The sequence below is a fragment of the Halobacterium jilantaiense genome (assembly GCF_900110535.1).
GTDB lineage: Archaea > Halobacteriota > Halobacteria > Halobacteriales > Halobacteriaceae > Halobacterium > Halobacterium jilantaiense.
Map to the genome: position 1 here is coordinate 1,689,232 of NZ_FOJA01000001.1, position 20,970 is coordinate 1,710,201.

The window sequence follows — 20,970 nt, forward strand, 5'->3', positions numbered from 1 at the left end:
CGCGTGACGACAGTAGTCAAAATCGGCGGTGCGCGCGCCGTCGACCCGGGGCCGGCGGTGACCGACGTAGCACACCTGATGGCGAACGGCGAGGACGTCGTGGTCGTCCACGGCGGCTCGACAGCCGTCGACGACGCGCTGTCGGACTTCGGGCTGGAGCCGGAGTACGTCGAGTCGCCGTCCGGGATGACCGGCCGGTTCACCGACAGCGAGGCGATGGACGTGTTGGCGATGGCGATGGGGAAAGTGAACACCGACCTCGTCGCGACGTTCCAGAACGCGGGCGTCCCCGCGGTCGGGCTGAACGGCGTCGACGGCGGCCTGCTGACCGGTCCCCGGAAGTCCGCCGTGAAGGTCGTGGAGGGCGAGAAGACGAAGATTCGCCGCGGCGACCACTCCGGCCGCATCGAGGCCGTGAACACCGACCTGCTCGCCGCGCAGTTCGACGCCGGCTACGTGCCCGTCGTCTCGGTGCCGATGCTCGCAGACGAAGGCACACCGGTGAACGCGGACGCGGACCGCGCCGCGGCCGCAGTCGCCGGTGCGCTCGACGCCTCGCTGGTCGTCCTGACCGACGTGGCGGGCGTCTACGAGGACCCCGACGACGAGGCCAGCGTCATCGAGTCGGTGGCCTCCCCGGACGCGTTGGCGGCCGCCGAGGACGCCGCAGAGGGGTTCATGCGCAAGAAGGTGCTGGCCGCGACGGAGGCGCTGGAGGGCGGTGCCGCGGAGGTCGTCGTGACGGACGCGAACCAGCGCGACCCCGTGGTGCGCGCGCTCGGCGGGCAGACGGGCACTCGCTTCGACCCGGAGGCGGTCGCATGAGCGGGTTCGTCTTCGGCGAGAAACCAATCCAGATTGCCGGCGGCGACGGCGTCCACCTCCACAGCGAATCGGGTGCCGAGTTCCTCGATTTCGGTGCCTCCTACGCCTGCGCGCCGGCCGGCCACTGCCACCCGGACGTGGTCGACGCCGTCCAGTCACAGGCCGCCGACCTGCTGTACGTGCAGGGGTCGTACCCGACGGCGACCCGCACCGCGCTGTACGACCGCCTCGCCGCGCTCGGCCCGGGCGACTGTTCGAACGTCTGGCTCTGTAACTCCGGGACCGAGGCGAACGAGGCGGCGCTGAAGTTCGCCCGGCACGCTACCGGCTGCGAGAAAGTCGTGGCGGCCAAGCGCGCGTTCCACGGCCGCACGCTCGGCGCGCTCGCGGCGACGTGGAAATCCGAGTACCGGGAGGGGTTCGCGGTGCCCGAGCACGTCGAGTTCGTGGACTACGGCGACCCGGAGGCGCTCCGCGCGGCCGTCGACGACGAGACGGCGGCCGTCCTCCTCGAACCGATCCAGGGCGAAGGCGGCGTCCACCCCGCCCCCGAGGGGTACCTCCAAACGGCCCGCGAGGTCTGCGACGAGACGGGCGCGGCGCTCGTGCTCGACGAGATTCAGACCGGCCTCGGGCGCACGGGCTCGCTGTGGGCCTGCGAGCGCGCGGGCGTCGAACCGGACGCGCTCACCGTCGCGAAGGGCCTCGGGAGCGGCCTCCCCATCGCGGCCACGCTCGTCGCGGACTGGCTGGCCGAGGACGCCGGGAACCACGGCTCGACGTTCTCCGGTGGCCCGGTCCCGTGCGCGGCGGCACTCGCGACCCTCGACGTCATCGAGGACGAGGACCTCGCGGCGAACGCCGCCGACGTGGGCGGCTACCTTCGGGACGAACTCGCGGCCCTACCCGTCCGCGACGTGCGCGGCGCGGGCCTCATGCTCGGCGTCGAGGTGAAGCGGGGGGCGAACCGCGCGCTCCGCGACCTCGCGATGGACCACGGGGTTCTCGCGCTGCCCGCCGGCCGGACGGTCGTCCGCCTGCTCCCGCCGCTGACCGTCGACGAATCGCACGCCGACGAGGTCGTCGGGGCGCTGGAGGCGGTGCTGTGACGCCCCGCGACCTCCTCCGCGACCTCGTCTCCACCCCCTCTGTTTCGGGTGGAGAGGGCGACGCGGCCGACGTGCTCGTCGAGTACTTCGCCGACGCAGGCCGCGAGGCGTCCATCGACGCCGCCGGGAACGTCCGTGCGCCGGGCGACGACGCGGTGCTGCTCACGAGCCACCTGGACACCGTTCCAGGCGAAATAGCGGTCCGGGAGTCGGACGGCGAGCTGTGGGGTCGCGGGAGCGTCGACGCCACCGGGCCGCTCGCGGCGATGGCGGCGGCGGCCGTCGAGACCGGCGCGTCGTTCGCGGGCGTCGTCGAGGAGGAGACCACGTCGGCGGGAGCCCGCCACCTCGTCGACACGCGGGACGCGCCCGACGCCGTCGTGAACGGCGAGCCGACCGGCTGGGACGCCCTCGCTGTCGGCTACCGCGGGCTGGTGCGCGCGACCTACGAGGTGGAGACCGAGCGCGTCCACAGCTCTCGGCCGGAGCCGAACGCCGTCCAGCACGCCGTCGCGTGGACGGAACGCGTCCAGCGCGCGTTCGATGAGGGTGGGGAGGCGGACGCCAGCGCGGTCTTCGACTCGGTGACGGTGAAGCCCGTCTCGTTCGACGGCGGGCCGACAGCCGACGGCCGCGGCGTGGCGGCGACCGTCGACGTGGAGTTCCGTCTCCCGCCCGGGACGACCGCCAGCGACGTGCAGGCCGTCGTCGCCGACTGTACTGACTCGGGGACGGTGACCTGGACCGAGGCGATGCCGCCGTTCGCTGCGGACGCCCGGAGCCGCGTCGCGGGCGCACTCCGGGCGGGGATTCGCGGCGCGGGCGGCGACCCGACCCACCTCCGGAAGACCGGGACGTGTGACGCGAACTGCTACGCCGCCGCGTGGGACTGCCCCGTGGCGGTGTACGGTCCCGGCGACTCGGCGCTCGACCACGCGCCGGACGAACGCATCGACCTCGACGCCTTCGACCGCGGCGTCGACGTACTGACGACTGCGGCACGCCAGTTATGCACTTCCTGACTATCGACGACCTGACGACCGACGAGCTCGCGACCGTCCTCGACGACGCGGCCGCGCTGAAGCGCGCGCAGGCCGACGGCACCCCCCACCGCCTGCTCGCCGGTCGAACGCTCGCGATGCTGTTCGAGAAGCCCTCGACGCGCACCCGCCTGAGCTTCGAGGTCGGAATGACCCAGCTCGGCGGGCACGCGGTCTTCCTCGGCGAGGACGACATTCAGCTCGGCCGCGGCGAGCCCGTGGCGGACACGGCGTGCGCGCTCGGCCTGTACGCCGACGCGGTGATGGCGCGCGTGGACAGCCACGACGACCTGGAGACGCTCGCCGCGAACGCCGGCGTCCCGGTCGTGAACGGGCTCTCGGACCGCGCCCACCCCGCACAGACGCTCGCCGATCTCCTCACGCTCCGCGAGGTGGTGGGCGACACCGGCACCGTCGCGTGGGTCGGGGACGCGAACAACGTCGCGGCGTCGTTCCTCGTCGGCGCGGCGATGGCCGGCTACGACGTGCGCGCCGCGACGCCTCCCGAGTTCGGCTTCGAGGAGTCGGTCGTCGCGCGCGCCGAGGCGTCCGCCGACGCGACGGGCAGCGAGGTCAGCGTGGGCCACGACCCGGAGGCGGCCGTCGCCGGAGCCGACGCCGTCTACACGGACGTCTGGGTGAGCATGGGCGACGAGGCCGAGCGCGAGGCGCGGCTCGCCGCCTTCGAGGGGTTCCAGGTCGACGCCGACCTGCTCGGCGACGCGGCGTTCATGCACTGCCTGCCCGCCCACCGCGGCGAGGAGGCGACTGCGGGGGTCGTCGACGGCCCGAACTCAGTCGTGTGGCGGCAGGCCGAGAACCGCCTGCACGCACAGAAGGCGCTGCTCGTGGACCTCGTGGCCTGACGGTCTCGCTGACTGCAACCGCGAACAGGATTTTTGCCGGTCGGCCGCGGGCACTCCGGTATGGAGTTCGTCACCACGGAGACCGTCCCCGGTCGCGAGACGCAGGAGGCCCTCGGCATCGCGCGCGGCAACACGGTGAAGGCGCGGAACGTCGGCCGCGACATCACGCAGAGCATCCGCAACATCACGGGCGGCGAGCTGAAGGCGTACTCGGAGCTGCTGACCGACGCCCGCGACGAGGCCCTCGACCGGATGGCCGAGGACGCCGAGGCGATGGGCGCGGACGCCGTCGTGAACGTCCGCATGGAGAGTTCGTCCATCGCGAACGGCGGCTCCGAGGTCATCGCGTACGGGACCGCCGTCCGGCTGGACTGACCGGCGGGATGGTCGAGCGCGCCGACCCGGCGCGAACGGGCGTGCGAGCGGGCCGCGTGGTCGGCGCGCTGACCGCGGTGGTCGCGGCCGCGTCGCTGGCCGGCAGTCGGGAGACCTACTACGACGCGCTCGCGCCGGTCGCAGCGGCGCTGCTGGAGGCCGCCGGAGTCGGTGGTGTCGGCGCGGGCACGGCGCTCTCCGTGTACTTCTGGGGGAACGTCGCGCTGGCGGCGGCGGCGCGGTACGCGGTCTGTTACGTCGCCGGGTCGCTGGTCGGCGTCGTCTACGACTGGTTCGACCGCCGGTCGGTGTGGGTGCTCGCCGGCCTCGTCGTGCCGGTCGCGCTCGCGGACGGCGCGCTCGCCGTCTTCGACACCCGGAGTGTCGCGGTCGGTGCCGGCTACGTCGGCGCGTGGCTCTGTTACGTGCCGGTGTTCGCGTGGCTCTCCGACGGCGAGAGCGGGCGTCGTGACGGTGACAGGGGACCGGGACGCGCGCGTCGACTGGGCACCGACGGCGAGTCGTGAGCAACAGACAGCGAGTTGTCACGGGGGACAGGTACTTGTACCATGAGAACATTCCACAAGAAGCATCGCCATGCAACCGTGCCACAACTGTCAGTCGGTCATCGACGAGTACCTCCTCGACAAACAACTCGACGGACTGCGCGACCTGACGGTGGACGATTTCAACGTCTGTGCGGACTGTGCGACGGTCGTCGACGACTCGTGCGTGGAGTGTGGCGGCGCGGTGTACGTTCCCCGAAGCGCCTCGGAGACGCCCGACTTCTGTCCGGCGTGTCGGGCCGAACTGCTGGCCGACGGCCGCGACCCCGGCTGGTGTCGCAGCCCGGTGTCGAACTGACGGCGGAGACCCGGCCGAGGTGGCAAGAGTCTCGCCACCCGCCCGCTATTTGTGTGTCCGCGCCCGAGTGCCGGCCATGACCGACCTCTCGCTCGGGGGCGACGCGCCGGCGTGCGCCGACGACGGCGTGTGGCTGGCGTGTGTCGCGTGCGGCGCGGCAATCGCGCCGTTCGACGACGTGGTGTACCGGTGTCCGGGCTGCGACGGCCTGCTCGAAGCGCGCTACGCCGAGTACCCGACGTTCGAGGACTTCTCCGGCAGCGGCGTCTGGCGGTACGCCGACGCGCTGCCGTTCGACGAGGGCGTCACGATTCAGGAGGGCGACACGCCGCTGTACGAGGTGCCGGACGTCGCGGCGGCGGCGGACGTGGCCGACGTCCGCGTGAAACACGAGGGCATGAATCCGACGGGGAGTTTCAAGGACCGCGGGATGACCGTCGGCGTCCGTGTCGCCGACGAACTCGGCGTCGGGCGGCTGGCGTGCGCGTCCACCGGGAACACGTCCGCCGCGCTGGCGGCGTACGGCGCGCGGGCCGACACCCCGGTGCTCGTCCTGCTGCCGGCGGGGAAGGTGGCGGCCGGGAAGGTCGCGCAGGCCGCGCTACACGGTGCGCGCATCTGCGAGGTCGACGGGAACTTCGACGCCTGCCTCGACGTGGTCGCCGAACTCGCCGACCGCGGCGAAGCCTACCTCCTGAACAGCCTCAATCCGTTCCGGCTGGAGGGCCAGAAGACCATCGCGTTCGAGATACTCGAACAGTCGCGTGCGGCCACCGGCGAGTGGCCCGACCGCATCGTGCTCCCGGTCGGGAACGCCGGGAACACGGCCGCCCTCTACAAGGCGTTCCGCGAACTCGTCGCCGCCGGCGCGATGGCCGAGTCCGAGATGCCGACGCTCACCGGCGTGCAGGCCGAGGGCGCGGCCCCGATGGTCGAGGCCGTCGAGGCGGACCGCGACCACGTCGAACGCTGGGACGACGTGGAGACGCGGGCGACCGCCATCCGCATCGGGAACCCCGTGAACGCGCCGAAGGCGCTGCCCGGCATCTACGGGACCGGCGGCACCGCCGTCGCCGTCTCCGACGACCAGATTACCGACGCCCAGCGCATGCTCGCGGGCGACGGCGTCGGCGTCGAACCGGCGTCCGCCGCGTCGGTCGCGGGGCTGCTCGAACTCCGCGAGCGCGGGGAAATCGACAGCGGCGAACGGGTCGTCTGCCTGACGACCGGCCACCTCCTCAAAGACCCGGACGCGGCGGCCGAGGCAGGCGGCGACACCACGCCCGTGCCGGCGGACGCCGACGGGGTCCTCGACGCGCTCGCCGAGTAGTCAACGAACAAATCACACAGACCAGAACCGGTATTTTCCGCGTACTCTGGCCCGGATACGGCCGATAGTCTTTTGTCTGATTACTGTAAGACATCAGTAACATGCAGGTGACGCCGGGCGTCGTGCTCACCGCCATCTCGGCAGCCGTCTCGCTCGGCGTCGCGGGGTACGCGGTCCGCCGCCCCGCGCCCGGCGCGCGAGCCGTCGCCGCGTTCAGCGCCGCAATCGGCGTCTGGACCGGCGCGAGCGTCCTCCAGAGCTTCGCCACGACGCTCGACGGGAAGCTGCTCGCCGACCAGCTCAAGTACGTCGGCATCGCCGTCATCCCCGTAGCCTGGGTCTCGTTCGCGGCCGCCTACTCCGGACGCGAACACTGGGTCACGAAACGCACGATTGCAGCGCTCTCGGTCGTCCCCGTCGCCGTCCTCGTTCTCGTCGCCACCAACGACCACCACGGCCTCGTCCTCGCCGACGCCGGCCTGGAGACGGTCGGCGGCCGGGTCGTCCTCGACCGCGAGTACGGCGCGGCGTTCTGGATACTCACCGCGTACACGAACGCCGTCAACTCCGTCGGCACCGTGTTGCTCATCGAGGCCGCGGTCCGCGTCGGGCGGCGCTACCGCAGGCAGGCGTTCGTCGTGCTCGCGGGCGCGACCGTCCCCTGGCTGTTCACGGTCACGGCGCTGGCCGGCGTCGCACCCATCGAGCCCGAGGCGTCGTTCGGGGTGGCGTCGCTGGCGTTCGCGTACGCCATCTCCCGGTACGGACTCGTGGAACTCGAACCGGTCGCCCGCGACCGGCTGTTCGACGAACTCGACGACGGCGTCCTCGTCGCCGACGACGCCGGCCGCATCGTCGACCACAACCCCGCGGCCGAACGCCTGCTCGGCGCGTCCCTCTCTGCGGGCGACGACCTCCGGACGGCCGTCCCGGACGCCGTCGCAGAAGCCCTCGACGCGGACGCCGCCGAGCCGGCGGCCGTCGACGGCGCTGACGGCACGCGCTGGCTGACTGTGCAGGCGACGCCCGTCTCCGAGAACCGCGCCGGGGACGTCGTTGTGGTTCGGGACGTCACCGAACTGGAGCGCCGGCGGACGGACCTCCGCCGCGAGAACGCGCGGCTGGAGCGCGTCTCCGACACCATCAGTCACGACCTCCGCAACCCCCTGAACGTCGCCAGCGGCTCAATCGAACTCGCCGCCGAGACCGGGAGCGAGGAGGACTTCGACCGCGTGCGCGACGCCCTCGACCGCATGGACGACATCATCGAGAGCACGCTCCGCGTGGCCCGCAGCGGCCGCGAAGACCCCGACGAGACGGCGGTATCGCTGTCGGCCGTCGCGGAGCGCGCCTGGCAGAACGTCCCCACCGGCGACGCGTCCGTCGACATCTGCGAGGACGCGCGAGTGCGAGCCGACCCCGACCAGCTCGAGAGCCTCCTCGAGAACCTCTTCCGGAACGCCGTCGAGCACGGCTCTACGAGTCCTGACTCGCAGGCTCGGCAGGACGCTGTCGAACACGGTTCGACAGGCAATCGGACTGCGCAACAGTCCGATGACGCCGTGGAGCACGGAGCCGAGGACAGCGCAGTGACGGTGACGGTCGACCGGACGAGCCACGGCTTCTTCGTCGCTGACGACGGCGTCGGCCTCCCCGAGTCCGAGCGCGGCGCTGTGTTCCAGCGGGGCGTCACCACGAGCGACGACGGCACCGGCCTCGGGCTCGCCATCGTCGAGGACATCGCCGACACGCACGGCTGGCAGGTGACGCTGGGGGAGAGCGACAGCGGCGGTGTCCGCGTCGACGTGGCGGGCGTGACAGCCGCCGACGACGAGCGCGACGACCACGCGACAGCCGCCGGACACGCCGGGTCGGAGACCGCCCGCGGGACGGACTAAATGACACACGACGGCGCTACCGCTACGAGTGGGATATCGAACGGGGAGTGAGGCGACGAAGCGACGCTGGGTTGTGCGTCATCGACGCCCTTATTGTCGGAAATTGAAATTGGGGTTCGTATGCAATTGACTGCCGAGGTGGCTCTCTCCGGGCTCTCGGCGGTCGCGTCACTGGCAGTAGCGTGGTTCGCCCATCGCCGGGACGCACCCGGGTCCAGAAGCGTCATCGTCTTCAGCACTGTCGCGGGCCTGTGGGCGGCGACGAACGCCGCACAGATTCTGGCGACGACACTGGACGCGAAGCTGCTCGCTGACCGCGCGCAGTACGTCGGTATCGCTGTCTTCCCCGGTGCGTGGTTCACGTTCACTGCGGCGTACAGTGGCCGTGAGAACTGGGTCACTCCGCGGACTGTCGCCGCGCTGGCTGTCGTTCCGGTGCTCACGCTTGGCGCGCTCGCGACCGGTGTGGTCGACTTCGTCGTGGCAGCGGGGCTCGACACGGCAAACGGTCTCGTCGTCCTCGACCACGAGTTCGGCGTCGGCTTCTGGATTCTGATTGCGTACGCAGTCGCCGTGAGCGGGGCCGGAACCGTGTTTCTCGTGGAGTCGGCGCTGCGCGTCGGCCACCGCTACCGCCGGCAGGCAGTCGTCCTGCTCACCGGAGCCGTCGTCCCGTGGGTGGCGATGGTCGTGTTCCTCGGTGGCGCTCGGTTCGAGCCCGAAGCGCTGTTCGGCGTTCCATCGCTCGCGTTCGGGTACGGCGTCGCCCGGTACGGCCTGCTGGAGACCAAACCAGTCGACCGTGACCGCGTGTTCTCGGAACTCAACGACGGCGTCGTCGTCCTCGGTTCGGACGGACAAGTCGTCGACTACAACCCCGCTGGGGAGGAACTGCTCGGAACGACGCTCGCAGTCGGTGAGGCGTTCGAGCGCGTCGCACCAGCAGCCGTCGCGGATAGCGTCGAAACCGAGACTACCGAACCAGTGCTGGTCGAACAGGACAGTGTTAGCCGGTGGGTCACCGTCGAGACGACCGGCGAACGCGACGAGTCGGCAAGGACCGTCGTTCTGCTCAACGACGTCACGGAGTTAGAGCGACAGCGCGCCGAGCTGGACAAGGAGAACGCGCGCCTCGAACGGGTCGCAGACACCATCAGCCACGACCTCCGGAATCCACTGTCCGTGGCTGACGGGTACCTCGACCTCGCGGCGGAAACCGGCGAGCAGGCTCACTTCGACCGAATCGAATCGGCACACGACCGGATGGACGACATTATCGACGGGACCCTTCGGCTCGCGCGTGCGGGCACCGAGGCCCCCGAGACGGAGACCGTTTCAGTTCGGTCGGTCGCAGAGCGAGCGTGGGGCAACGTCGAGTCGACGGACGCGAGCCTCGACTGTACCACGGCGGCCCCTGTGGTCGCTGACCCCCGACAGCTAGAGAGCCTGCTGGAGAACCTGTTCCGGAACGCCATCGAGCACAGCGACGGCACCGCATCGGTTACTGTCGATTCGCTCGACGACGGGTTCATCGTCGCCGACGACGGTCCCGGCATCCCCGAGGCGGAGCGCGAAACCGTCTTTGACCGAGGGTACACGACGAACGACGACGGTACCGGGTTCGGACTGGCTATCATCCGGGACATCGCCGACGCGCACGGCTGGCAGGTGTCACTCTCGGAGAGCCCCGACGGCGGCCTCCAGGTGTCAGTGACGGGCGTACGGACCGCCCACGGAGAGGGCGGCGAGTCAGAAACCGCCCGCGGGACGGACTAGGTCACACGGGCGACGATGCCGGCGGCCGCGAGCAGCGCGACGACGAGCCCCCAGAACGCCAAGTCGTAGTTCGCGAGCGTCGCGGTCGTGCCGACGTACGTCGGGCCGAGCGCGCCGACGCCGATGTAGACGGTGCGCATCGCGCCGAGGTCGCCGCCCGCCGACCCGTCCGGGAACGCGTCCATCAGGTACGACTGCATCACGGGCGGGAACGCGAGCAGCCCGACCGCGAACACCGCAACCGCAGCGACCGCGACGGCGGGCGAGTCCGCGAGAACGACGCCGACGAGCGCGGTCGCGCCGAGGACCAGCGCGCCGACGGTGAGCGCGCGCCGGGAGACGCTGTCCGAGAGCCAGCCCGCCGTCGGCTTGACGACAGCGCCGACGCCGAACAGTACGCCGAACGCGACCTGGCCGACGAACGGCGCGAACTGCTTGCCGGTCTCCAGGAACGTCGGGAGGAACGCGGCGGTGGCCTGCCACGTGAACGCGTACAGCGTGTACGCGACCAGCAGCCACCGGAACCGCGAGCCGACGAGGAGGCGGCCGACCGTGTCCCGGACGGCCAGCGACCGGGCTTCGACGACGTAGTCCTCGCGGCTCCAGACGTGGAGCGCGACGAGGACGGCGACTACGACGACGACGACGGGGACGAACGCCGCGCGCCAGGTGGCGTACGCGAGCACGGCGGCCGCGAGCCCCGCCGAGGCGACGCCGCCGAGGTCGCCGGAGGCGGTGTGGAGGCCGAACGCGCGCCCCTGCTTGGCGGTGTAGAGGTCCGAGACGAGCGCGCGGGCGACGGTCGGGTAGAGGCCCGCGCCCGTCCCGAGGACAGCGGCACCCGCGAGCAGGAAGGCGTAGGAGGGCGCGGCGGCGACGGCGGTGAAGCCGACGGCGCTCAGCCCGAGGCCCGCCACGAGCAGTGTCTTCCGGGAGAGCGCGTCCGACAGCCGGCCGCTCGGGAACTGGAGGACGGCGTACAGCCCCCACAGCGTCGTGAACGCGAACCCGGCCTGCGCGTCGCTGATGCCGAGGTCGGCGCTGATGGCCGGCAGCATCGGCGACAGCACGAGCCGACCGGACTGGATTGCGAGCCAGCCGACCGACACCGCGACCAGCAGGCGGCCGGCGTAGCCGCGGACGAGGTGCTCTTCGTCGTCTGTTCCGGACTGCGCCGTCGCTGGTGTCACTGTCTCGGTGGAGGGCACTGCGGCATTTGAGCGCGCGGAAACCGGCACGCCGGCCCGCCGCGGACACAAAAATTATCCGCCGTCTGCGTCCACTGCCGGTGTGCGCCCTCCACTCTCGCGACGACGACTGCTCGCACTCGGCGGCACGGCCGCGGCGACCGGACTCGCTGGTTGCGTCGACTCGCTGACTGGCGGCGGCGACGACAACTACTGTGCGCCGGGGTTCGTGGAGTTCGACCAGCGACTCGACGGGTACGCCGTGGCGGACGCGCTGCGGTACGCGTCGCTGTCGCTGCCGGCGACCGTGCCCGTCGGTGGGACGTTCGAAGCTGAATTGACGAACGAGTCGTCGGAGCCGCTCGCGACGCTGGGCGAACCGCGGTACGCGATACAGCGGCTCGGCGACGACGGCGCGTGGCACACCACCATCGGCGTCGCCGAGGACTACGAGTGGCCGCGCACGGAGCGCGTGCTGGCTCCCGGAGAGCGCCTGCAGTGGGAGGTGACGCTCAGGCGCGGCGAGTTCCCCGGCCCCTTCGAGCGCTGCCTGGGACACACGCCCGGCACGTACCGGTTCGTCTACTGGGGGTTCGGCTCCGGAGCGAACAGCAGCGACGACGGGGACGGCGGGGTCGCGCTCGCCGCGCCGTTCGAAATCGTCGAGTGAGCGCGCGGCCCGTGGGGGGAGCGCCGACGGCCGGTCAGTGCTGGTCCTCGCCGGCGAGCGCCTCCGACTGGAGTTCGCGGTCGCGGTCGGTCTCGACCGCGATGTCCGGCACCGGCGTCGGGTGCATGTCGTCGTCCACGGCGACGAACACGAAGTACGAGTCCGTCGTCTGCTCGGTCTCACCCGTCCGCGGGTCCTCGCGGAACGCCCGCAGCCGGACCTTGATGCTGGTGCGGCCGGTCTCGTAGACGTACGCCCGGATGACGCAGATGTCGCCCTGCGGGACGGGGCGCTCGAAGTCGAGGCTGTTGATGCGGGCGGTGACGCAGGTCGCGCCGGCGTGCCGCATCGCCGCCATCGCGCCCACCTCGTCCATCCACTTCACGACGTTGCCCCCGTGCGCGGAGGCGTAGTTGTTCGTGTCGTCGGGCTGGACGCGCTCGCGGTTCTCGATGAACGTGTCGCTGACGGAGGCCATGCCGGCCACACGGCGGCCGGCGGGAAAACGACCCGGGCCCTACTCGCCGTTCAGTTCGATGCTGGTGACGTCGACGATGCGGTCGTCGCTCACGAGGCGCTCTCTCGCGTCCTCGGGCACGTCCGAGTCGAGGTTGTAGACGGTGACCGCCTCGCCGCCCCGGGTCTCGCGGGCGTTGAACATCCCCGCGATGTTGACGCCGGCGTCGCCGAGGACGGTGCCGATGAAGCCGATGACGCCGGGTTCGTCGCGGTTCCGGGCGACGAGCATGTGGCCGTGCGGGACGGCTTCGACGCGGAAACCGTCGATTTCCACGAGCCGCGGGTCCTCGCCGGCGAACAGGGTGCCGGAGACCGTGAGGTCGTTCTCGTCGTTGCCGACTGTCACGGAGACGAGGCTCTGGAAGTCCTCGCTCTGGCGGTTCTTCGTCTCCGTCACCTCGATGCCGCGGTCCTCGGCGACCCGCGGGGCGTTGACGGCGTTAACCTGCCACTCCAGCCCGGCGAACGCGCCCTGCTGGGCGGCCGCGGTGACGAGTTCGACGTTCTCCCCCGCCACGTCGCCGTGGTAGCTGACGCCGACGCGCTCGACGCGACCGTCGAAGAGGCCGGCGGCGACGGTGCCCGCGGTCTCCGCGAGGTCGACGTACGGGCGGATGCGGTCGAACGCGGACTGCTCGACGCTGGGCGCGTTCAGCGCGTTCACGACCGGGTCGCCGGCGAGCGCGGCGACGACCTGGTCGGCTGTGTCGGTCGCGACGTTCTGCTGGGCGGCCTGCGTGGACGCGCCGAGGTGCGGCGTGGTGACGACGTTGTCGGCGGAAAGCAGCGGCGAGTCGGCCGACAGGGGCTCCTCGGCGAACACGTCGAGGGCGGCCCCCGCGATGACGCCGTCGTCGGCCGCTTCGGCGAGCGCGGCCTCGTCGACGACACCGCCCCGGGCGACGTTGACGACGTAGCCGTCCTCCATCTCGGCGAGTTCTGCTTCGCCGACGAGGCCCTCGGTCTCGTCCGTGAGCGGGACGTGGACGGTGAGGAAGTCGGCGCGCGCGACGCACTCCTCGAACTCGACGAGCTCGGCACCGAGCTGGGCGGCGCGCTCCTCGCCGATGTAGGGGTCGTAGGCCACGAGGTCCATGCCGAGGCCGTCGAGGCGCTTCGCGACCTCCTGACCGACCCGGCCGAGGCCGACGACGCCGAGGGTCTTGCCGTTGAGTTCCGTGCCGAGGTAGTCGCCTTTCGCCCACTCGCCGTCCGTGAGACGGGCGTGGGCCTGCGGGACCGAGCGCGCGGTGGCGAACGCGAGCGCGACCGTGTGCTCGGCGGCCGCGCGGACGTTGCCCTCGGGGGCGTTCGCGACGACGACGCCGTGGTCGGTGGCGGCGTCGATGTCGATGTTGTCGACGCCGATGCCGGCGCGCCCGACGATGACGAGGTCGGGGGCGGCCTCGAAGACGGCCTCGGTGACTTCGGTGCCAGAGCGCACGACGAGCGCGTGCGCGTCCGAGACCGCGTCGAGCAGCGCGTCGCCCTCGACGTCGTAGGCGGTAGTTACCTCGTGGCCGGCGTCCCTGAGTCGGGCGAGGCCGGCGTCCGCGATGGGGTCCGTGACGAGAACTCGCATGTCTACGCGTCAGTGCGCTCGCCGATAAGCGTTTCCGCAGATGCACGTATTGACACGGTCCGGAGACCGCGATAGTATCCGCGTTCGTGAGTATTCTGCTGACTTGGTCGGGGTGAGTCGTCGCGAACGTGGACGGTCAGTCGACGAGCGCGGTGACGACGCGGGCTTCGGCCTTCCGGAGGAGTTCGCCGGCCGTGCTCGTCGAGCAGTCGAGCGCGTCCGCCACGTCCGCCACCGAGCCCTCGCGCGGAACCTCGTAGTAGCCAGCGGCGACGGCGGCGTCGAGAGCGGCGCGCTGGCGGTCGGTGAGCGCCGCCGGCGCGCCCCCGCGGTGGAAGTCCCGCACCGACTCGACGGTGACGTCGGCGTGAGCGGCGAGCGCGTCGACGAGGGCCGCGAGTCGGTCGTCCTCGCCGACCGCGTCGACGGTCGCGGTGCCGTCGCCGTGGAACGAGACGGGCGGGAAGAACGCCACGTCGGCACTCGCGACGACGGCCAGGAGGTCCGGGTCGAACGCGAACTCGGACTGTCGGGTGAACGCGTAGGTGCCGCCGTCGCCGGCGACGAGGCGTCGCTGCTCGACCGCCGAGACGGCGTCGAGGAGGGCGGCCGTCGTGTCGGCGTCGGCGTCGAACCACTGGAACTGCGTGGCGCTGCCGGCCGGTCCCCAGACGAGCAGGTCGACGCGCCCGACGCCGGAGCGCTCGACGACCTCCTGGTGGAGCGCGTGGCGGCGGGCGGGCGGGTAGTCGGTGCGAAGCGAGACGCGGCGCACGCACGAATCTCCGGCCGAGCACTACTTAAAACGCCGGATGAGTCCGGCGTAATGCTCTCTCGCGCGCGGCGTCGAGCAGACAGTGTGAGCGCACCGGGACAGCAGCGGCGCGCGACGGCCGAACAGCCCGACAGCGACGACCATCGGACCGTCCGGGTCGATGGACACCGGGTCGCGTACGCGGCGTTCGGCGACCACGACGGCGAGCCGGTGGTGGCGTTCCACGGCACCCCCGGGTCGCGGCTGTTCGGCCGGCTCTACGACGCCCCGGCGCGCGAACGCGGCGTCCGCCTCCTGGCGTTCGACCGGCCGGGGTACGGCGCGTCCGCGCGGTGGCCGGACTACGCCGCCGCCGACGCGCCGCGCGTGGTCGACGCCGTGCTGGCCGACTCCGGTGTCGACGCCGCGGGCCTGCTGGCGTTCTCCGGCGGGACCGCTCACGCGCTCGCAGCGGCGGGCAGCGACCCCGAGCGGTTCGATGACGTGACCGTCGTCTCGGGCGCTGCACCGCCGGCGCACGTGAGCGACCAGCCGACGCCACAGCGCGTGCTCGGCGCGCTCGCCGCCCACACCCCCCGGCTGCTCGGCGGCCTGCTGCGGGCGCAGGCGTGGGCCGCCGGTCGCGCCGACCCCGACTTCGTCGCCGCGCAGTACACGACCGACGGCACCGACCACCTCCCCGCTGACGTGCTCGACGGAACGCGACGCGACTTCCTGGAAGCCCTCTCCGGTGGTGCCGGCGGCCTCGTGCGCGAGTCCGCCCAGGCGGTCCGCGAGTGGCCGGTCGCGCTCGGCGACGCGACCGGCGACGTGTACTGGTTTCACGGCCGCGAGGACGCCAACGTCCCCGTGGACGCGGCCCGGTCGGTCACCGACGCCCTCCCCCACGCGACCCTCGACCTCGTCGACACCGACCACCTCGGTGCCGTCGCCGCCACGCGGTCGCGGGTGCTGGCCCGGCACGCGTAGTGCTGCCGCGTCGGCGAGCCTTTTGTCCGCCGGCCGTCAACGTCGGGTATGGCGCTCGTAGCGTTCGACTTCGACGGGACGCTGGCAGACTCTGAGATGCTGGACCGCATCGCGGCTCGCGCCGGCGTCGGCGACGAGGTGGCCGAAATCACGGAGCGCGCGATGCGCGGAGAACTCTCGTACGCCGAGAGCCTCCGCGAGCGCGCGAGCCTCGTCGCGGGCCTCCCCGAGGCGGACGCCGTCGAGGTGTACGGCGGCGTGCGGCTGCGGGACGGGGCCGGAGACGTTATCGAGTTACTTCGGGACGCCGGCGTCACCGTCGTCGTGCTCACGGGCGGGTTCGGGCCGGGCGTCGAGGCGGCGCTTGGCGCGGCCGGCGTCGACGTCGACGACGTGGTCGCGAACCACCTCGTCGTCGCGGACGGCGAACTCTCGGGCGCAGTCGGCGGGCCGCTCGTGGAGGGGACGAAAGACGACGCGCTCGCGGCGGCCTGCGAGTCGTTCAGGGTGGACGTGAACGACGCGATAGCCGTCGGTGACGGCGCGAACGACGTGCCGATGCTGGACGCCGCCGGCTACGCGGTCGGGTTCGACCCGAAGCCCGGCGTCGGCGACCACTGCGACGTGTCGGTGGCGTCGATGCCGGCGCTCGCGGAGCTGTTCGCGGAGCGCGGGCTGCTGGCGTGAGAACGAGTGGCCGGCGGCGGGGGGCCGCCGGCCGGGGCACGAGTCGGTCGAGCACAGGACAGTCCCCCCGGGGGAAGGGGACTGCGGGCACACCCGGGTCGGCATAGGGCACGCGACTGGGGTCGCCACCCGGGCGTTCCTACGTAGGCCGAGCCCCCTCTTTTTTAATCGGTCGTTACCCCGTGTTCAGGATACGTTTCTGACGACGATTCGCCACCGAAAGCAACGGCAAACCTTACAAACACAACATGTATGGGTGCCGTCAGGGAGACTTACCGTGAGCCACGCACGAGGGCGGACGAGGGGGGAGCAAGTAGCCAGTATCGGGGAGGCCGACATCCACGACGTGCTTCGGAACGACCGGCGGCGGATGGTGCTCGAACAGCTCGGGGAATCTGACACGTCCGTGACCGCTCGGGAACTCTCGGAGACCATCGCGGCCCGCGAGTCCGGGAGCGACCCGCCGCCGCGGGACGTCAGGCGGAGCGTCTACATCTCGCTCCAGCAGACGCACCTGCCGAAGCTCGACGACCTGGACGTCATCGACTACGACGAAGCCGACCGGGAGGTGCGGCCCGGTGCCAACGCCGCCGAGGTCGGCGTCTACATGGAGGTCGTGCCGCGCTACGGGCTCACGTTCGCGGAGTTCCACGCCGGGCTCGGCGTGCTCGGCGCGCTGCTCGTGGCCGCGTCGACGGTGGGCGTCCCGCTGCTGTCGGCGGTGTCGCCGGCCGCGTGGGCGGTCGTCGCGTTCGCCGCCATCGCTGCGTCCGGACTCTACCGGACGTACAGCCAGCGGAGTTCGCTCGTCCACCGGCTCCGGAGGTAGTCACGTCGCGCCGTCGGTCACGCGGAGCGCGACGTACGGGACGACGAAGCCGAGACAGAACCCGAGGAGGTGCGTGTAGACGTTCAGCACGTAGCCGCTGCCGGCGGCGTCCGGGGGGAACGCGACGAACGGTGCCGCGAGCACGAGCACGACGCCGGCCCCGGCGAACTCGGCGTCGCCGGCCCGTCCGGCGGCGGTCCGGAGCGACGCCGCGTCCACGCTCCGCCACAGCGACCAGCCGTAGACGGCGACGCCGACGGCCGCGATGCCGACGGCCGCGAGCGGCAGGCGAGCGGTCCGCGCGGCGAGCGCGGCGATGACGGCGACGATGCCGGCCCCCGCGAAGAACAGCAGCGGCGCGTGGTCGAGCGTGACCGTCGGTAGCAGGCGCTCGCGGGTGTACGCAGCCAGCGCCACCGGGAGGAATCCGAGGAACGCCATCGCGAGCCCGGAGAAGCCGTAGCCGACACTCGGCCGCACGAACACGGCGTTCAGTCCGGAGAGCGCGTACGGGAAGATGGCGATGACGGTGCCGAAGACGGCGAGGAAGGCGCTGCGGCGGTCCGCGGCGGCGCAGTAGCAGTACGCGGGCACCACGGCGAGCGCGTACGCGGCGACGTTGCCGGCGAGGTGGGCGGCCCCGAAGTGGACGAAGTGCGAGGCGTACGCGGCGACTGCAGTGGGCTCGCGGTAGTCGAGGACGTACGCTTCCCGGGTCGCTTCGGGGAGCGCGAAGACGGCGACGAGGACGACGGGGACCGCCGCCAGCAGGGCGGCGTCGGCGGGGCTCGCGTTGGCCGCGATGGACGCCCGCAGGCCGTCGGCCGGCTCCCGTGACACGGCCGTCTGTTGACGCGGAGGTGACAAGAGCGTGACGGGCGGCGGTCCCGGGCTGTGGCAATCAGCGACACGCTTAGGGGCGTCGTGTGGGACGCTCCGACCATGAGCACCACCGCCGGCGACCCGCCGGTCGGCCGCTTCCTCGACCGGCTCGCCGACTTCGACGTCTCGCATACTGTGACGACGCCGGACGGCGTGGCAGACGCCGTCGCGGACGTCGCCGACGACCCTGCCGTGGGCGTCCCGCTGCCCGAGGGGCTGGGTGAGCTACCGGCCCGCGTCGCGACCGACCCGTCGCCCAGTGACCTGGAAGCGGCGGCGACGGGCGTCACGCAGGCCGACCTCGGGGTCGCCGACTACGGCAGTCTCGCGCTGCCCGCGACCGCCGACGGCGTCGAGCCCGTGAGCCTCTACGGCGACCAGCACGTCGCCGTCGTCGCCGCCGAGGACGTGGTTCCGGGGATGCCCGAGGCGCTGTCCGAACTCGGCGACCGGTTCCGCGCCGACGGCGACAGCGTCGTCCTCGCGACGGGCCCGAGCGCCACCGCCGACATGGGGGCGCTCGTGCAGGGCGCACACGGCCCGAAGACCGTCCACGCGGTGGTGGTCGAGCGATGAGTTCGAAGCAGCGCGCGTCGAAGGCCGAGCACATCCGCCGCGTGCTGGCGACCGAGGGCGACGCCGTCGCCGAGAACACGCAGGGGTTCAATCGGGGTCGGTACGACTCCGTCGCCGACCTGGAGGACTACGAGGAGCTCAAAGACGAGGCGCGGGCCATCAAGGCGGACGCCATCGAGCGGCTCCCAGAGCTAATCGAGGAATTGCGGGACGCCGTCGAGGCCAACGGCGGCACGCTCTACCTCGCCGACGACGCCGAGGACGCCAACGAGTACGTCCGCGAGGTGGTGGCGGACGCGGACGGCGAGCGCGTCGTCAAGTCGAAGTCGATGACCAGCGAGGAACTGGAGTTGAACGAGGCCCTCGGCGAGGACGGCGTGGACGTCGTGGAGACCGACCTCGGCGAGTGGGTGCTGCAGGTCGCGGACGAAGCGCCCTCCCACATTGTCGCGCCGGCCATCCACAAGTCCCGGGAGAGCATCGCGGCGCTGTTCCGGGAGCGCTTCGACCCGGACCGCGACCTGGAGACGGCCGAAGACCTCACGATGTTCGCGCGGGAGAAGCTCGGCGAGCAGATTGCCGACGCCGACGTGGGCGTGACGGGCGCGAACTTCGTGACCGCGGACTCCGGGACGATGGCGCTCGTCACCAGCGAGGGCAACGCCCGGAAGACGGTGACGGCGACGGACACCCACGTCGCGGTCGCGGGCGTCGAGAAGGTGATTCCGTCCGTCGAGGACCTCCGGCCGTTCGTCGAACTCATCGGTCGGTCGGGCACCGGGCAGGACATCACCTCCTACCTCTCGCTGCTGACGCCGCCGGTCGGCTCCCCGACGCTGGACTTCCAGACCGACGAGACCGGGAGCCCCGAGGACCGCGAGTTCCACCTCGTGCTCGTGGACAACGGCCGCATGGCGATGCGCGAGGACGACGACCTCCGGGAGACGCTGTACTGCATCCGGTGTTCGGCGTGCTCGAACTCGTGTGCGAACTTCCAGCAGGTCGGCGGCCACGCGTTCGGCGGGGAGACGTACTCCGGCGGCATCGCCACCGGCTGGGAGGCCGGCGTCGAGGGCCTCGACACCGCCGCCGAGTTCAACGACCTCTGTACGGGCTGCACGCGGTGCGTGAACGCCTGCCCGGTCGGCATCGACATCCCGTGGATAAACACGGTCGTCCGCGACCGCGCGAACCGCAGCGACCCGGGCGGCGACCTCGACTGGCTCGTCGAGGGGCTGACGACCGACGAGGAGCCCGGGGGTGTCGACATCCAGAAGCGCGTGTTCGGGAACTTCGAGACGCTCGCGAAACTCGGGTCGGCGTTCGCGCCGCTCTCGAACCGGGTCGCCGGCTCGTCGGTCGCGGGCGCGGCGATGGAGCGCGTCCTCGGCATCGACGACCGCCGGGACCTCCCGACCTTCGAGCGCGAGACGCTGAAGGACTGGGCGGCGGGGCGGCCCGACGTCCGGAACCCCGACCGCGAGGTCGTGCTGTTCCCCGACCTCTACACGAACTACATGGACGTCGGCCGCGGGAAGGCCGCCGTCCGTGCGCTGGAGGCGCTGGGCGTCGACGTGACCGTCGCCGACGAGTGCGCGAGCGGCCGCGCCCCGCTCTCGCAGGGGATGGTCGCCACCGCCCGCGAGAAGGCCCAGCGGGTCGCCGCCGACCTGCGCCCGTACGTCGAGAACGGGAAGGACGTGGTCGTCATCGAACCAAGCGACCACGCCATCTTCCAGCGCGAGTACGAGCGCCTGCTGGACGAGCAGGACTACGAGGCGCTGGCGGCGAACAGCTACGAGGTCTTCGAGTACGTCTACGGGCTGCTGGAGAACGGTGCCAGCGAGACCAGCCTCGCCGCCGGCGACGGCCACGAGGTCGCGTACCACGGCCACTGCCAGCAGCGCACCCTCGGCGTCGACACCTACACCGTCGCGGTGCTGGACCGCCTCGGCTTCGACGTGGCGACCTCCGACGTGGAGTGCTGCGGGATGGCCGGCAGCTTCGGGTACAAGCGGGAGTACTACGACGTGAGCGTCGCCGTCGGCGAGGAACTGGCCGACCAGTTCACCACCGAGGAGACGGGCGACCGGCAGGTGGTCGCCAGCGGCACGTCGTGTCTCGACCAGCTCGACGACCTGCTCGACCGGCCGAGCACGCACCCGATAGAACTGGTCGCACCCCAGCCACACACCCGCGCTGAGTAGGCGG

Annotated in this window: 21 protein-coding genes; 16 read left to right on the forward strand and 5 right to left on the reverse strand. The window is 71.8% G+C overall.

Features of this window, described 5'->3' with window-relative positions; genetic code table 11:
- Positions 1 to 3 precede the first annotated feature (3 nt).
- From BMW35_RS08720 to BMW35_RS08765, 10 genes are all read left to right on the forward strand, one after another.
- Entirely contained in the window at positions 4 to 825 is an 822-nt protein-coding gene (locus BMW35_RS08720) for an acetylglutamate/acetylaminoadipate kinase (protein ID WP_089670388.1), read from the forward strand.
- A complete protein-coding gene (locus BMW35_RS08725; RefSeq protein WP_089668963.1) occupies positions 822 to 1,934 on the forward strand; it encodes an aspartate aminotransferase family protein in 1,113 nt (370 codons plus the stop codon). The genes BMW35_RS08720 and BMW35_RS08725 overlap by 4 nt, the downstream gene beginning before the upstream one ends.
- Positions 1,931 to 2,956, forward strand: a complete 1,026-nt coding sequence (locus tag BMW35_RS08730) for a [LysW]-lysine hydrolase (protein WP_089668964.1) — start codon at positions 1,931 to 1,933, stop codon at positions 2,954 to 2,956. Before BMW35_RS08725 ends, BMW35_RS08730 begins: the two co-directional genes overlap by 4 nt.
- Positions 2,944 to 3,840, forward strand: a complete 897-nt coding sequence (gene argF, locus BMW35_RS08735; protein ID WP_089668965.1) for an ornithine carbamoyltransferase — start codon at positions 2,944 to 2,946, stop codon at positions 3,838 to 3,840. Before BMW35_RS08730 ends, argF begins: the two co-directional genes overlap by 13 nt.
- 60 nt (positions 3,841 to 3,900) lie before the next feature.
- Positions 3,901 to 4,215: a YbjQ family protein gene (locus BMW35_RS08740; protein WP_089668966.1), complete on the forward strand. Its 315-nt coding sequence runs from the start codon at positions 3,901 to 3,903 to the stop codon at positions 4,213 to 4,215.
- Between the two features lie 8 nt (positions 4,216 to 4,223).
- On the forward strand, positions 4,224 to 4,742 hold the full coding sequence (locus tag BMW35_RS08745) for a hypothetical protein (RefSeq protein WP_089668967.1): 519 nt from the start codon (positions 4,224 to 4,226) through the stop codon (positions 4,740 to 4,742).
- 70 nt (positions 4,743 to 4,812) lie between these two features.
- A complete protein-coding gene (locus BMW35_RS08750) occupies positions 4,813 to 5,079 on the forward strand; it encodes a DUF7571 family protein (protein ID WP_089668968.1) in 267 nt (88 codons plus the stop codon).
- Between the two features lie 76 nt (positions 5,080 to 5,155).
- Positions 5,156 to 6,409 carry a threonine synthase gene (gene thrC, locus BMW35_RS08755; RefSeq protein ID WP_089668969.1) on the forward strand — a complete coding sequence of 418 codons (1,254 nt, stop codon included), beginning with the start codon at positions 5,156 to 5,158 and terminating at the stop codon, positions 6,407 to 6,409.
- Positions 6,410 to 6,510: 101 nt separating this feature from the next.
- A complete protein-coding gene (locus BMW35_RS08760) occupies positions 6,511 to 8,307 on the forward strand; it encodes a histidine kinase N-terminal 7TM domain-containing protein (protein WP_089668970.1) in 1,797 nt (598 codons plus the stop codon).
- 120 nt (positions 8,308 to 8,427) lie between these two features.
- Positions 8,428 to 10,083 (forward strand): sensor histidine kinase, encoded by a 1,656-nt coding sequence (locus BMW35_RS08765; RefSeq protein WP_089668971.1) that lies wholly within the window; start codon positions 8,428 to 8,430, stop codon positions 10,081 to 10,083.
- Here the strand turns inward: BMW35_RS08765 and BMW35_RS08770 are convergent.
- Positions 10,080 to 11,273 carry an MFS transporter gene (locus BMW35_RS08770; protein ID WP_089670389.1) on the reverse strand — a complete coding sequence of 398 codons (1,194 nt, stop codon included), beginning with the start codon at positions 11,271 to 11,273 and terminating at the stop codon, positions 10,080 to 10,082. The two genes, BMW35_RS08765 and BMW35_RS08770, sit on opposite strands and share 4 nt — an antisense overlap.
- Positions 11,274 to 11,373: 100 nt before the next feature.
- Here BMW35_RS08770 and BMW35_RS15835 point away from each other — a divergent pair, with 100 nt between their 5' ends.
- Positions 11,374 to 11,940 carry a hypothetical protein gene (locus BMW35_RS15835; RefSeq protein ID WP_218138599.1) on the forward strand — a complete coding sequence of 189 codons (567 nt, stop codon included), beginning with the start codon at positions 11,374 to 11,376 and terminating at the stop codon, positions 11,938 to 11,940.
- A gap of 34 nt (positions 11,941 to 11,974) precedes the next feature.
- Here the strand turns inward: BMW35_RS15835 and BMW35_RS08780 are convergent, their stop codons facing one another.
- The 3 genes from BMW35_RS08780 to BMW35_RS08790 form a co-directional block, all read right to left on the reverse strand.
- Complete coding sequence (locus tag BMW35_RS08780; RefSeq protein ID WP_089668972.1) at positions 11,975 to 12,418, reverse strand: acyl-CoA thioesterase; 444 nt, start codon at positions 12,416 to 12,418, stop codon at positions 11,975 to 11,977.
- A gap of 39 nt (positions 12,419 to 12,457) precedes the next feature.
- Positions 12,458 to 14,041: a phosphoglycerate dehydrogenase gene (gene serA, locus BMW35_RS08785; protein ID WP_089668973.1), complete on the reverse strand. Its 1,584-nt coding sequence runs from the start codon at positions 14,039 to 14,041 to the stop codon at positions 12,458 to 12,460.
- A gap of 136 nt (positions 14,042 to 14,177) precedes the next feature.
- A complete protein-coding gene (locus BMW35_RS08790; RefSeq protein ID WP_089668974.1) occupies positions 14,178 to 14,816 on the reverse strand; it encodes a helix-turn-helix domain-containing protein in 639 nt (212 codons plus the stop codon).
- A gap of 84 nt (positions 14,817 to 14,900) precedes the next feature.
- On the opposite strand from BMW35_RS08790, the gene BMW35_RS08795 reads away from it, so the two are divergent.
- The 3 genes from BMW35_RS08795 (at position 14,901) to BMW35_RS08805 (ending at position 17,301) form a co-directional block, all read left to right on the forward strand.
- Positions 14,901 to 15,785, forward strand: a complete 885-nt coding sequence (locus tag BMW35_RS08795) for an alpha/beta fold hydrolase (RefSeq protein WP_245708157.1) — start codon at positions 14,901 to 14,903, stop codon at positions 15,783 to 15,785.
- A gap of 48 nt (positions 15,786 to 15,833) precedes the next feature.
- On the forward strand, positions 15,834 to 16,472 hold the full coding sequence (gene serB, locus BMW35_RS08800; RefSeq protein ID WP_089668976.1) for a phosphoserine phosphatase SerB: 639 nt from the start codon (positions 15,834 to 15,836) through the stop codon (positions 16,470 to 16,472).
- A gap of 277 nt (positions 16,473 to 16,749) precedes the next feature.
- Positions 16,750 to 17,301 (forward strand): DUF7344 domain-containing protein, encoded by a 552-nt coding sequence (locus BMW35_RS08805; RefSeq protein WP_177170807.1) that lies wholly within the window; start codon positions 16,750 to 16,752, stop codon positions 17,299 to 17,301.
- Here BMW35_RS08805 and BMW35_RS08810 read toward each other — a convergent pair whose 3' ends face one another.
- Complete coding sequence (locus BMW35_RS08810; protein WP_089668977.1) at positions 17,302 to 18,141, reverse strand: hypothetical protein; 840 nt, start codon at positions 18,139 to 18,141, stop codon at positions 17,302 to 17,304. It abuts the gene before it with no gap.
- Between the two features lie 102 nt (positions 18,142 to 18,243).
- On the opposite strand from BMW35_RS08810, the gene BMW35_RS08815 reads away from it, so the two are divergent.
- Both BMW35_RS08815 and BMW35_RS08820 read left to right on the forward strand, forming a co-directional pair.
- Entirely contained in the window at positions 18,244 to 18,759 is a 516-nt protein-coding gene (locus tag BMW35_RS08815; RefSeq protein WP_089668978.1) for an LUD domain-containing protein, read from the forward strand.
- On the forward strand, positions 18,756 to 20,966 hold the full coding sequence (locus tag BMW35_RS08820; RefSeq protein WP_089668979.1) for an LUD domain-containing protein: 2,211 nt from the start codon (positions 18,756 to 18,758) through the stop codon (positions 20,964 to 20,966). Before BMW35_RS08815 ends, BMW35_RS08820 begins: the two co-directional genes overlap by 4 nt.
- Positions 20,967 to 20,970: the final 4 nt, after the last annotated feature.